General features: G+C 31.2%; 12 protein-coding genes. 2 read left to right on the plus strand and 10 right to left on the minus strand.

Features of this window, described 5'->3' with window-relative positions; genetic code table 11:
• The first annotated feature begins 30 nt into the window (after window positions 1-30).
• Window positions 31-231, plus strand: coding sequence for a hypothetical protein (locus GGR97_RS04855; RefSeq protein WP_167897375.1), 201 nt, complete (start codon window positions 31-33; stop codon window positions 229-231).
• Window positions 232-284: 53 nt separating this feature from the next.
• Here the strand turns inward: GGR97_RS04855 and GGR97_RS04860 are convergent, their stop codons facing one another.
• The 8 genes from GGR97_RS04860 to GGR97_RS04895 form a co-directional block, all read right to left on the minus strand.
• Window positions 285-1199, minus strand: coding sequence for a hypothetical protein (locus GGR97_RS04860; RefSeq protein ID WP_167897397.1), 915 nt, complete (start codon window positions 1197-1199; stop codon window positions 285-287).
• A gap of 22 nt (window positions 1200-1221) precedes the next feature.
• A complete protein-coding gene (locus GGR97_RS04865; protein ID WP_167897398.1) occupies window positions 1222-2145 on the minus strand; it encodes a hypothetical protein in 924 nt (307 codons plus the stop codon).
• A 16-nt stretch (window positions 2146-2161) separates the two neighbouring features.
• Entirely contained in the window at window positions 2162-3055 is an 894-nt protein-coding gene (locus GGR97_RS04870; protein ID WP_167897399.1) for a hypothetical protein, read from the minus strand.
• A gap of 97 nt (window positions 3056-3152) precedes the next feature.
• Entirely contained in the window at window positions 3153-3890 is a 738-nt protein-coding gene (locus GGR97_RS04875; RefSeq protein WP_167897400.1) for a LytR/AlgR family response regulator transcription factor, read from the minus strand.
• Window positions 3883-5118: a sensor histidine kinase gene (locus GGR97_RS04880; protein WP_167897401.1), complete on the minus strand. Its 1236-nt coding sequence runs from the start codon at window positions 5116-5118 to the stop codon at window positions 3883-3885. Before GGR97_RS04880 ends, GGR97_RS04875 begins: the two co-directional genes overlap by 8 nt.
• A 5-nt stretch (window positions 5119-5123) precedes the next feature.
• Complete coding sequence (locus tag GGR97_RS04885; protein WP_167897402.1) at window positions 5124-6344, minus strand: sensor histidine kinase; 1221 nt, start codon at window positions 6342-6344, stop codon at window positions 5124-5126.
• A gap of 187 nt (window positions 6345-6531) precedes the next feature.
• Complete coding sequence (dnaK, locus tag GGR97_RS04890; protein WP_167897403.1) at window positions 6532-8427, minus strand: molecular chaperone DnaK; 1896 nt, start codon at window positions 8425-8427, stop codon at window positions 6532-6534.
• Between the two features lie 267 nt (window positions 8428-8694).
• The gene (locus GGR97_RS04895) at window positions 8695-9501 is read right to left on the minus strand and encodes an AraC family transcriptional regulator (RefSeq protein WP_167897404.1); all 807 of its coding nucleotides are present in this window, start codon (window positions 9499-9501) and stop codon (window positions 8695-8697) included.
• 66 nt (window positions 9502-9567) lie between these two features.
• Between GGR97_RS04895 and GGR97_RS04900 the strand changes: the two genes are divergently transcribed.
• A complete protein-coding gene (locus GGR97_RS04900) occupies window positions 9568-10785 on the plus strand; it encodes an MFS transporter (protein ID WP_167897405.1) in 1218 nt (405 codons plus the stop codon).
• 20 nt (window positions 10786-10805) lie between these two features.
• On the opposite strand, the gene GGR97_RS04905 is transcribed toward GGR97_RS04900, so the two are convergent.
• Complete coding sequence (locus tag GGR97_RS04905; protein ID WP_167897406.1) at window positions 10806-11801, minus strand: alpha/beta fold hydrolase; 996 nt, start codon at window positions 11799-11801, stop codon at window positions 10806-10808.
• A gap of 89 nt (window positions 11802-11890) precedes the next feature.
• Entirely contained in the window at window positions 11891-12649 is a 759-nt protein-coding gene (gene yaaA, locus GGR97_RS04910) for a peroxide stress protein YaaA (protein WP_167897407.1), read from the minus strand.
• Window positions 12650-12706: the final 57 nt, after the last annotated feature.

Raw genomic sequence — 12706 nt, forward strand, 5'->3', positions numbered from 1 at the left:
TTTAATATGTCTTTTAAAAATTTTAGCCTTATGATAGAATTGCAAAAACATGTATTAAACCAAGTATACCAAAATCAAGACTTATTTAGTAAAGAGTTGTTAAAAGCAAAAAGATGGTTAAACAGTTCTGAATTGGAACAGTTAAAAAGCTGGCTACAACAAGACAAGTTTAAAAAACACCATCAACTTATAAAAGCTATGCTTACAGATAGCTACCAGTTAGCCTCTTAATTAAAAAGCTCCCATTTAATTAAAAATGGGAGCTTTTTTTATGGCTTAATCTTTTATTCTAAAAGAGCAACATTGGAACTTGCTGTTATTGATAAAGGTACTAATGGAGATTGTGATACCGTTTCATTTGTACTAGTAATCATTTCTAAACGAACCCAATAATCACCTACTGCAATTCCTGTAGATTTAGCAGTATCCATTACATCGTAATTGTAATAATAGGTATTGGTACTATTATCGTTAATTGTATTAGCGTAAAACACTTCTGTTTTCTTTACTAAAGATTTATCGCTTTTGTTTAAGAAAACTAAATACGGAGTTTCTGTACTTTTTACATATAATCTTTTTTGATTTCTACCCACAAAATTTAAATGGTAAGTCTGATTCTCTGTAATACTGGTTACATAGCCAATGTTATTTGGAATTTGTATGGCTATAGAAGTTGCTAATTTTAAACTATTGATATCTAAAATTCTGTACGGTTGTGTACTATCTCTATAGTTTCCTACCGCAATTTCATTCTTACTTTCTACTTCTATTAAAGTTACGTCGTAAAAATCTACATCCATTTTTAAATCCTCCACATCAAACTTAACAAGAGTACCATTACTTGTTGTAGGTTCCGATACTGCTGTAAAAGCTATTCTTTTAGATTGTTGTTCTTCGGAACCATTATTTACTTCTTCTACCTGATTGGCTTCGTACACCTTACCATATTGTTGTCCCGTAAATTTTAATTTATAAGTATAGGCAGCATTGTAATTTTCTATAGTTATTTGTGCTGTAGCTGTAATATCGTACGTTTCTGTACTATTGGTATCATCAGAAACTCTAGGATATCCATGACCCGATTTTTCTTCTAAAACAGCTTTGGTAGCACTTACCTCTTGTGGTGTTTCTATATTATCTGATTTACAAGCCGTTAAAAAGGCTAGACTTAGTATTAGTATATTTATTTTATGTAACATTATTTTTTTCTTTAGTCTTTAATTATATTGCTTCGTTATCTTTAACAACCACTAATCCTCCACTTGTTTTGTTTACTTGTATTTTTTGAAAAAATGCGTTTTTATACACCTTGCTAGCAGCATCGCTAGCACTTTTACTTTCTTGTAGTCTAAATAAATATTCTCCATTTTCTGTAATAATATCATTTACCTTAGAACTTGTAAATATGTATGAATACGTTCCTGCACTAGCCCCATTGCTCCCACTGTTATTAATTACTCCTAGTAAATTCAAGTTTAAATCATACACTCCTAACTGAACTCCAATTCCATTAATATAATTTGTAATAGTAGGTCTTACTCTAAAAGTTGTTACACTTAAATTTAATTCCGTTAAGACAGCCCAATTATCAGACTCTAACTGTGTACCACTTAAAAAGCTAGTGGCATTAGTATCTACAACCACATAAGATGCATTGTTTATACCTGCTACACTTAATTCTGTATTGCTTTCTTTTTCTATAATAACAACGGTATAAGTATCTGTTTCCATGTCTAAAGCATCAATATTTGCTACTAATGTAGGATTTGTTGCTATAGGTTCTGAAGGGGAAACCTTTGAGGCTAAAATTTCTCCTAATTCTTTTCCCGAATCTACTTTAGGTGTAGGCTCTGTTAAACTTAGGATATACTCATTATTAAAGCTTTCTCCAGTTAATTTTAACTCGTAACTATAGTTTTCATTATACCCTTCTACTTCTATTACTGGAGTGTATTTAAAGTCATATTTACCATCAGACCTAGCTCCATCAAAAGTTAAGAAACTTGCCTCTGTAATACTTTGATCTTTATACACAATTTGTGGATCTTCTTCTATTTTATCTTCTGTAGAACAACTAATGGTTAGTACCGAAATACAAAAAATACTTGCTAATACTGTTTTTGCTAAATAGTCTATTTTTTTCATGATAATTTATTTTAGTTTATTGCACTTTAAATTTTTGAAAAGGAGAGGTTTTAATAATTCCACTTCCGTTTTTAAACACTTCCATTCTAACCAAATAATCCCCAGATAAAAGTCCTATATTACTAGGACTAATAAATCTAAAAGAGGTGTAATAGCCTGTACCTCCGTTTACAGAACTAGAATTAGAGGTAGTTATAGTTGCTGTTTTCTTAACCAAAGTTTGATCATTAACTGTATAAAAAGCCAATTGATGAGTTTCTCCTGAATAGATATAAGCTTTTGCTTTGGTTAACACATATGTATCTAATTTTATGGAATAGCCAATAGGATGACCTGTACTAGTGATAGCTCCATTGGTTTGAGAAGCTCTAATAGTGGTGTAAAATTCTGAATTCCCTTGATCTATAAATCTAAAACCACGGGTATCTGTAGCAGAATTGTTTAGGAGAGACAGTTCATTACCACTATCTACCTCTACTAAAACTGCGGTGTAAAAATCTGTCTTCATGTCTAAAGAAGACAAATCAAAATATAAGGTTTGGGTAGGTGTGGATGGAACTACAGAACTTAACCTTACATCTTTCTTAGCCAAGGTTTTAAGTACAACAGCTACGTTATAAACATTTTCTGTATATACTCCTGTTAATTTTAATTGATAAGAATAATTGGCATTGTAATTTTCTACTTTTACATAGGTACTTTCTTCATTATCTACATCTAAATCAAATGTTAAATAATTAAAAGAGTCATCGGTAGTAACTGTTTTTCCCGTAAAAATGGCTTTGGTAGCTGCTATTTCCTTAGTTCCTATTTGCGCATCTCCTTCTATATTTTCGTCAGAGTTACTAGTACATGCCACAAAACTAAGTACCATTAGTATTTGCAAAACACTAGCTAATGTTTTTTTCATTTCTTGATTATTTAAATTTTTAATCAAAAATGGAACAAAGGAGTGTTTAAGCTTTGGTATTGTTTCCCAACGGTATTATTTTGTTTCTAAAAGAAAATTATTTCCCTAAAAACAAATCAACTTCTTCTTTATAAGTTTTACTTACTGGAATTTCTATAGTATCTAAATATATTTTTTTGAGAGATAAGGAGTAAGACTCTACTTTAGATAAGTTGGCTATCCATGATCTGTGAACCCTTTTAAGATTTGAGATTTCAAAAAACAACTCTTCGTAGTGATTTAACTTTTTAGAAGCTGTATATTTTTTACCATCAACAGTATAAATGTGACTATACATTCTGTCCGCTTCAATACATAAAATATCTTCTATATTTAGAATTACATAATCACTTTTGTAGGGAATAGATATTTTAGAAAGCTTTTTTTTATTTTCGGTAAAAGCCTCTATTCTGTCTTTAAAACTAGTAATTACTTGCTGATGTTTAATTTTAGCAACCGTTTCTACTAACCTATCAATATCTATAGGTTTTAACAAATAATCTAGGGCTGAAACATCAAAAGCTTTAATGGCATACTGATCGTAAGCGGTAATAAAAACAATTTTAAAATTGATATTTGTGCATTCCTTTAACAATTGAAATCCATTTTTCTGAGGCATTTCAATATCTAAAAATACAACATCGGGTTTGTTACGCTCAATACTTTTTACAGCCTCATCTACATTACAACACGTAGCTATCACTGTAATTTCTGAACAAAAATTTTCTATTAAATACAATAAGTTTTCCCTAGCACTTAATTCATCATCTACTATAATTGCTTTAATTTTACTCATTGCCTATGGTATAAGGTATCTTAATAATTACCTGGGTTTGTTGCTCTACTAATTCATAATCAAAACTAATATTTATTTTATAGTAGTCTTTTAACAAAACCAATCGTTCTTTAATAGCTTTTGTAGAAAAAGATGATTGTATAGTTTTAGCTTCTTTATTCATATTTTCTGCATCTGCTATCGAAATTCCATTATCTTTAATGGTACAAATAGTCTCTTTTGTATTCTGATAAAAATGAATGTGTATCTTTTTAACTGTATTGGTTTTATGAAATAATCTTTGCAAAGAGTTTTCTAAAAACGGTTGAATAATCATAGATGGAATTTTAATGGTTTCATCTACATTTTCTTTATCTAAAACATAGATTAATGAGTCTTTAAACCTAAGTTTTTCTAACTCTAAATACTTTTTTAACATAGAGAATTCCTCTTCAAAAAGGATGTATGTTTTTTCGCTCATTTTTAGATTATCTCTTATGATGGCAGAAAATTTTGAGAGGTAATTATAGGTATCCATCGTATTTCCCTTAATCACTAAATTCTGAACGGAATTCATGGCATTAAACATAAAATGAGGATTCATGCTCCCTCTTAAAGCTTTTAATTGCAAGTTTGCCAATTCGTTCTTTTTGGTTTCTTGTAGCTTTTTGTAGGTCTCGTGCAACCTTTGCTCATTCTCAATATTTATTTTTTTAAAATAATTGACCAATAAATACACACAAGTAAACAATCCAAACACCGCAAAAGGATCTAATTTACTTACAATCGATTCTGGATAGACAACAATTACATAATAAGGAATAAAAAAAAGAAACAAGCTAAACAGTGTAATTAAGGCTGGAATTCTATTTTTATTAAAAAGTGTTAAGGCAATTCCAGGTACAAACACGTAATAATACTCACTATAAGACTCTGGTAGTAATGTTGTGGAAAACATAAAAACAGCAAACATTACAATACCTAACCATAAAAAAGTAGCCCAATAATATTTTTGCTTTTTGTTTAACATAAGAATCACCATCATAAACAATAAAAGCATACCATAGCACATCATTATTTTAGAGGTAATAATTCCTGTTATAGTATCTCCAATAGGCATTATTACCACAAAATGAAGGGTAATAAGTACATAAATATTTAACAGTTTTATTTTCTTATTTTTTTTTGATGAAAAACTAGGCTGTTGTCCTATGTCTAAAATCTTATCATATAAAGTAAATTTAATCATACTCCTTAATCTTGTTTTACATAAGGAATTTTAACCTCCACCTTGGTTCCAACCTCTGTGGGTAAATAAGTAAAACCAATATCTGTTTTGTAAAAATCTGTTAAAAAAATTAGTCTTTGCTTTATGGCTGTGGTAGAAAAGGACTCCTGCTTGTTATTATTTTGTTTGTTTATTTTTTTAGAAGCTTTTACTCCCACTCCATTGTCTGTAATTACACAAACCAACACTTCTTTTTCTAACTCAAAAGCAACCTCTAAGTTTTTAGTTCCTTCTATTTTATGTAACAATCCATGTTTAATAGAATTTTCTATAAAAGGCTGAATAATCATGGCAGGAATTTTAATATGCTCTAAATCTTCTGTTCCTAGTAACTGATACTCAAAGTTTTCCTTGAACCTTAATTTTTCTAATTCTAAATATTTTTTTAATAAAGACAGCTCTTCACTAAACAATACAAAACTTTTTTCGCTCATGCTTAAGTTCTCTCTTATCATTAAAGAAAACTTAGTTAAGTAGTTATAAGCTTCGGTTCTATCTCCTTTTAACACTAAGTTCTGAATAGAATTCATGGCGTTAAACATAAAGTGAGGATTCATTTGCGCTTTTAACGATTTTAATTGCAAATGAGCAACTTCACTTTTTTTGGATTCATCTAAAAATTGATAAGCCAAGGATAACTTTTCTTCATTGGCCATGTTTAGCTTTTTAAAATAGCTAACTAAAAAATAGATAGCTAAAAACAATCCTAACATGGCAGGTATTTCTATTCTATCTACATATTCTTGCGGATATACTTTTATAAAAAAATAAGGAGTTAAATAGCCTATAAAACTTAAAGCAGTACACAGGATCGGTATTGTCTTTTTATCGTACAAAGACAAACTAATTCCCGATAGAATTATAAAATAATACTCCATATACATACCCGGAAGTACATATAAAGAAAAGGCACTAAAGTTTACAAAAGCAATGAGTAACCAAAGAGGTCTTGCGTAGCTAAAACAATGAAACTTATTTAGTACAATAACCAAGACAAGTCCTAAAAAAGTATAAAGATGTGCTAGTGTTGTTTTTAACACAAAAATCCCACATATATAGTCCGCAATAGGGAACAGTATTGTAAAATAAATCCAAATTAAAGCGTAGGTATTTAAAAGTTCTATTCTTTTATTTTGTGTATCCGAGTAGGTAGCACAAACACCTTGTTTTATTACCTTCTTATACATTGATTTTATCATAGCAAATCATTAATTACACAAATTATAAAAAACCAATATAACACTCTTAAGTTGTTTCCCAACAATAGATTTTAATTTCCGAAAACTATTGTTGTTTACATTACAGCACTAAAAAACCCGCTTTAGTTTCCTAAAGCGGGTTTAAAATATTAAATCTTTGTGTAATTAAACAGTCTTATTTAACTTCTTCAAAGTCTACATCTTCTACATCGTCTCCTCCGTTAGAAGCAGCAGCAGGCTCTTCTTGTTGAGCACCAGCAGCACCACCTTGAGCAGCAGCTTGGAACTCAGCAGCAGCAGCTTGTAATGCAGCGTTTAACTTTTCAATAGCAGGATCAATTCCTTCTATGTTTTGAGAAGCGTGAGCAGCTTTTAATTCTACTAAAGCAGCATCAATAGGAGCTTTTTTATCTTCTGGTAATTTACCTTCTACTTCTTTTAATTGATTTTCTGTTTGGAAAATCATTTGATCAGCAGCGTTTAATTTCTCAGCAGTTTCTTTTGCTTTTGCATCCGCTTCTGCGTTTGCTTCAGCATCTGCTTTCATTGCAGCAATTTCTTCTTCTGATAATCCTGAAGAAGCTTCAATCTTAATTTCTTGAGATTTGTTAGTTGCTTTATCAATAGCAGAAACTTTAATAATTCCGTTTGCATCAATATCAAAAACTACTTCAATTTGAGGAACACCTCTTTGTGCTGGTGGAATATCCGTTAATTGGAAACGTCCAATAGTTTTGTTATCTGCAGCCATTGCTCTTTCTCCTTGTAATACATGGATATCAACAGATGGTTGGTTATCTACAGCAGTAGAGAATACTTGAGATTTTTTAGTTGGAATTGTTGTATTTGACTCAATTAATTTAGTAAATACATTCCCCATAGTCTCAATACCTAAAGATAAAGGTGTAACGTCTAATAACAATACATCTTTAACATCTCCAGATAAAACTCCACCTTGAATAGCAGCACCAATGGCAACAACCTCATCAGGATTCACTCCTTTATTAGGCTCTTTTCCAAAAAATGCTTTTACTCTTTCTTGAATTACAGGAATACGAGTAGATCCACCTACTAAAATTACCTCATCAATATCAGAAATATCTAAATCTGCATCTTGTAAAGCTTTTTTAACTGGCTCCATAGAACGGTTTACTAAATCAGCAGCTAATTGCTCAAACTTAGCACGAGTTAATGTTTTTACTAAGTGCTTAGGTCCTGCAGCAGTTGCAGTAACATATGGTAAGTTAACCTCTGTTTGTGCAGAAGAAGATAATTCAACTTTTGCTTTTTCAGCAGCTTCTTTTAAACGTTGTAAAGCCATTGGGTCTAAACGTAAGTCAATATCTTCAGCAGCTTTAAATTCGTCAGCTAACCAGTCAATAATTACCTCATCAAAGTTATCTCCACCTAAGTGAGTATCTCCATTTGTAGATAATACTTCAAAAACTCCGTCTCCAATTTCTAAGATAGAAATATCAAATGTACCTCCTCCTAAATCGTAAACAGCAATCTTTTGATCTTGTCCTTTTTTATCAATACCGTAAGCTAATGCAGCAGCAGTTGGCTCGTTAATGATACGTTGAACTTTTAATCCAGCAATTTCACCAGCTTCTTTAGTTGCTTGACGTTGTGCATCGTTAAAGTATGCAGGAACTGTAATTACAGCTTCTGTTACTGCTTGTCCTAAATAGTCTTCAGCAGTTTTTTTCATTTTTTGCAAAGTCATTGCAGAAATTTCTTGTGGCGTATATAAACGACCATCAATATCGATACGTGGAGTATCGTTATCTCCTTTTACAACTTTGTAAGGTACTCTTCCTACTTCATCAGCACACTCAGAAAACTTGTTTCCCATAAAACGCTTTACAGAAGCAATTGTTTTAGTTGGGTTAGTTACCGCTTGTCTTTTTGCAGGATCACCTACTTTACGCTCTCCTCCTTCTACAAAGGCAACGATAGATGGTGTAGTTCTTTTTCCTTCAGCATTAGGAATTACAACCGGGTCGTTTCCTTCCATTACAGAAACACATGAATTTGTTGTTCCTAAGTCAATTCCAATAATCTTACTCATAATTATATTATTTAATAACGTTGTTGATTCAATTTTACAATTTCTATTAGTCAATATGTATGCCATGACTTGGCATGCCACAAATTGTCACAAAGTTGTGACAGCATGGCAGAATTATTCTTTTTAAAAGATTCTAATTTGACAAAAACCTCTGTATATCAGTTACATCACTAAACACAGTAATACTTATATACTGTTCTTAAAAACACTTTTAAAATATATAGCTCTTAGCTTAGGGGGTTATACTGTCAATAACAGCAGTTAATTTTAAACAACTTCTATATTTTGATGATCCGAAATGTAATTAGAGGGAGTTTTACCTAAATTCTTTTTAAACATATAAATAAAGGCACTTGTGTTTTCGTAACCTAAATCCAAGGCAATTTCTTTTACAGATTGTTTTTCTCCCAATCGTTTAATGGCTTCTATTAATTTTAGTCGAATGCACCAGTCACTATAATTCATTCCTAATTCTTTAACAAACAACCTAGACAAGGTTCTACTACTTACAGATGAAGAGGCTGCATAATAGTCTAAAGTATATTTATTGGTTAAATCGGTCATTAAAAGAGCCAACACCTTTCTTAATTTTGGATGATTGCTAGTAGGTAAAAAAACAGAACTTGCTGTAATTAAAGACAGTTCATCTAAAAACACTTGTATTACTCTTTTTTGTGGAGCATGCAAATTAGCAATATCTTTAAAAGCAATAATTTTAAAAAGTAGTTGTTTTAAAAAAGTAGATATATCAAATGCAAAACTAGTTGTAGGTAAATTACTTGTTACTGATGGATCTATAAAAACACTGTACATTTTTACATTTTTCTGAAAAAACACTTGATGCTCTACTCCGCCAGGCAACCAAAGTCCTTGCAACGGATTCACTACCCATATTTGATGTTCGGCAACAACCTTCATCACCCCATTGGTAGCATATATTAATTGAGCTCTAGGATGCGAATGTGACAAACACACGGCATCTGTAACTTCTTCCATATAGCCCACAACAGGAATAGAAGCATCTATTAAAAAACCAAAACTCACAATTGGATATGTCTGATAATCCTTATTCATTGTCCAAATATAGCAATTTAGACACGGTTATTTATACACACCTTTGCACTATACGAATACTCTATAATGAATACACAAAAACTATCAACATCAGCATCCCCTGTTTCGGCACAAAAAACAGTTTATGCCATTCTGTTTACCATTAGCTTTTCTCATTTTATCAACGATTTGTTACAAGCTGTAATTCCTGCAGTGTACCCAATGCTTAAAGGTCAATTTCAGTTAAATTTTACTCAAATAGGATTGATTACACTTACCTACCAATTAATAGCTTCTGTGTTACAGCCTTTTGTAGGTATGTATACCGATAAAAAATCCAAACCTTTTTCTTTATTAATAGGAATGAGTTTTACATTGGTTGGATTGCTATTAGTTTCTATGGCATCTAGTTTTACATACCTATTGTTATCTGTTAGTTTAATAGGAATTGGTTCTTCTATTTTTCATCCAGAATCTTCTAGAGTAGCCCATTTGGCATCTGGAGGTAGAAAAGGATTGGCACAATCTATTTTTCAGTTAGGAGGAAATGCTGGTACAGCTGTTGGACCTTTATTAGCTGCTTTAATTGTAATTCCTAATGGACAAGCTCACATTGTTTGGTTTTGTTTTATTGCTCTTATAGGAATTGGAGTTTTATACAGAGTAGGAATTTGGTATGGAAATCATTTAGAATTAAAACGTAAAAACAAAGACCTCGCAACGGAACCTGTACTGCATCATCTTTCTAAAAAAAGGGTCACCATTTCTTTAGTTATTTTATTAACCTTAATTTTTTCTAAATATATTTATCTAACAAGTATTACCAGTTATTATACTTTTTTCTTAATTGATAAATTTAACGTGTCCATTCAAGAATCTCAAATTTATTTATTTGCCTTTTTAGGAGCCGTTGCAGCGGGAACCTTTTTAGGAGGTCCTTTAGGTGATAAGTTTGGAAGAAAATATGTCATCTGGATTTCTATTTTAGGAGTTACTCCTTTTACCTTATTATTACCTTATGCCTCTCTGTATTGGGTGGGGATTTTATCTGTAATTATAGGTGTTATTTTAGCTTCTGCCTTTTCTGCTATTTTAGTATATGCTACAGAATTATTACCCGGAAAAGTGGGATTGGTTGCTGGTCTGTTCTTTGGATTTGCCTTTGGAATTGCAGGAATAGGTTCTGCCGTATTAGGTAAACTGGCAGATTTAACTAGTATTGATTATGTATTTTCTATCTGTTCCTTTTTACCCATAATAGGAATTATTACAGCCTTTTTACCCAACATAGCACATAAAAAATAAATCTATGTTCCCATTAGTATCTATTCTTCTAAGAAAGATACTAATGGGTTTATAAATTTATCAAAAACTTCTATATGAGGTAAATGCCCCACTTTTTCAATTTCTACTAATTTAGAATTTGGAATTCTTTTTTGAGTCTTTTTTCCTAACTCTTTATACAAGCCCATAGTACTTTTCACCTCTTCTGACACTAAGTTTTTTCCCAAGGCTGTTCTATCTCTAGTACCAATAATTAATAAAGTAGGTGCTGTTACGTTTTTAAATTCGTAAACCACTGGTTGTGCAAAAATCATATCATAAGTAAGAGCTGCATTCCATGCAATGGTTTTGTAGTCTGAATTTAGAGTCCAACCTGCTAGTAAATTTACCCATTCGTCATAGGCAGGTTTCCATTGATGATCGTAATAACTTACTAATTGATATTTTTTAATTCCCTCGTAACTTTTCTTTAACTCATTTTGATACCACCACTCTACAGGCTTATAAGGTACTTTTAATTTCCAATCTTCTAAACCAATTGGATTTTCTAAAATTAGTTTTTCTGTAGTTTCAGGATACATTAAGGCAAAACGAGTAGCCAACATTCCTCCCATGGAATGTCCTAAGACAGCTGTTTTGTTAATTTGTAAAGTATCTAAAAGCTCTTTGGTATTTTGAGCCAATTGTTGAAATGTATAGTGAAAATGTTGTGGTTTTGATGATTTTCCAAAACCAATTTGATCTGGAACAATTACTCTAAATCCTTTTTGGGTTAATGCCTTAATAGTTGTTTCCCAATAAGCTCCATTAAAGTTTTTACCATGTAGTAAAACTATGTTTTTTCCATTGTAATTTTCAGGAGTTACATCCATGTAAGCCATGGTTAATTCTTGCTCTTGAATGTGTAATGGCAATGTTTTAACTTCATATGGATAAGTATAGTTAGACAATTCTATATCTAACCATTGTAACTTATGGTCTTGTGCATTTGTTTGATTGGCCAATAAAATCAATAACAGAAGTAGTATTTTTTTCATGATGTTTTTATTCTAATTGTGAATTCCTTTTTATCTGATTTCTACCTATTCAAAAAACAAGCCACTCTAACTCCTGTTAAACTTTTATTTTATCGGGTAAAGACCAAATCTGTTTCGGTAGACAAATTACCATCAAAAGCATAACCTTCGTAATTAAATCCTTTTAGATCTTCTTTAGATTCTACGTTTTTATCTAAAATATAGCGAACCATTAAACCTCTTGCCTTTTTTGCATGGAAAGAAATTATTTTTAGTTTTCCGTCTTTGTAATCTTTAAAATGAGGAGTAATTACAGGAACTTTTAACAATTTAGGTTTTACTACTTTAAAGTATTCATTACTGGCTAGGTTGATGAAAATTTCATCATCAGACATTTCCTCATTCAATTGTTCCGTAACGGTATCTCCCCAAAACTGATACAAATTTGCATGATTTTCTACCTTTAATTTAGTTGCCATTTCTAAACGATATGGTTGCATTAAATCTAAAGGTTTTAAAATTCCATATTGACCAGATAGAATTCTTAATTTGTCTTGTAATACTTCTATTTGCTCTTCTTTTAAGGTATAAGCATCTAGTCCGTTATAAACATCTCCATTAAAAGCAAAAACCGCTTGCTTGGCATTGCTAGTTGTAAGAGGCAAACTCCAATTTTGATTACGTTGCCAATTTAAATCTCCCAATTTTTCAGAAATCTTCATCAAAGCAGATAAGTCCGCAGGAGATTGATTTTTTAATACCTTACTTAATTTTTCGGCTTGTTCTAAAAAAATTCCTTGTGTGTATTTACTGGTTGGAACTTTAGATTCAAAGTCTAGCGATTTTGCTGGGGAAACTACAATTTTCATTTTTTAATCTTATCTATATTTAACAACAAAGGGTTTCCTATTGTAATGGAAACCCTA

It is taken from the genome of Wenyingzhuangia aestuarii, from assembly GCF_011927765.1.
GTDB lineage: Bacteria > Bacteroidota > Bacteroidia > Flavobacteriales > Flavobacteriaceae > Wenyingzhuangia > Wenyingzhuangia aestuarii.

Coding starts and splice junctions, on each gene's coding strand:
- yaaA (WP_167897407.1), bottom strand. CDS start 12,649: ATGAAAATTGTAGTTTCCCCAGCAAAATCGCTAGACTTTGAATCTAAA.
- GGR97_RS04875 (WP_167897400.1), bottom strand. CDS start 3,890: ATGAGTAAAATTAAAGCAATTATAGTAGATGATGAATTAAGTGCTAGG.
- GGR97_RS04880 (WP_167897401.1), bottom strand. CDS start 5,118: ATGATTAAATTTACTTTATATGATAAGATTTTAGACATAGGACAACAG.
- GGR97_RS04855 (WP_167897375.1), top strand. CDS start 31: ATGATAGAATTGCAAAAACATGTATTAAACCAAGTATACCAAAATCAA.
- dnaK (WP_167897403.1), bottom strand. CDS start 8,427: ATGAGTAAGATTATTGGAATTGACTTAGGAACAACAAATTCATGTGTT.
- GGR97_RS04900 (WP_167897405.1), top strand. CDS start 9,568: ATGAATACACAAAAACTATCAACATCAGCATCCCCTGTTTCGGCACAA.
- GGR97_RS04860 (WP_167897397.1), bottom strand. CDS start 1,199: ATGTTACATAAAATAAATATACTAATACTAAGTCTAGCCTTTTTAACG.
- GGR97_RS04865 (WP_167897398.1), bottom strand. CDS start 2,145: ATGAAAAAAATAGACTATTTAGCAAAAACAGTATTAGCAAGTATTTTT.
- GGR97_RS04905 (WP_167897406.1), bottom strand. CDS start 11,801: ATGAAAAAAATACTACTTCTGTTATTGATTTTATTGGCCAATCAAACA.
- GGR97_RS04885 (WP_167897402.1), bottom strand. CDS start 6,344: ATGTATAAGAAGGTAATAAAACAAGGTGTTTGTGCTACCTACTCGGAT.
- GGR97_RS04895 (WP_167897404.1), bottom strand. CDS start 9,501: ATGAATAAGGATTATCAGACATATCCAATTGTGAGTTTTGGTTTTTTA.
- GGR97_RS04870 (WP_167897399.1), bottom strand. CDS start 3,055: ATGAAAAAAACATTAGCTAGTGTTTTGCAAATACTAATGGTACTTAGT.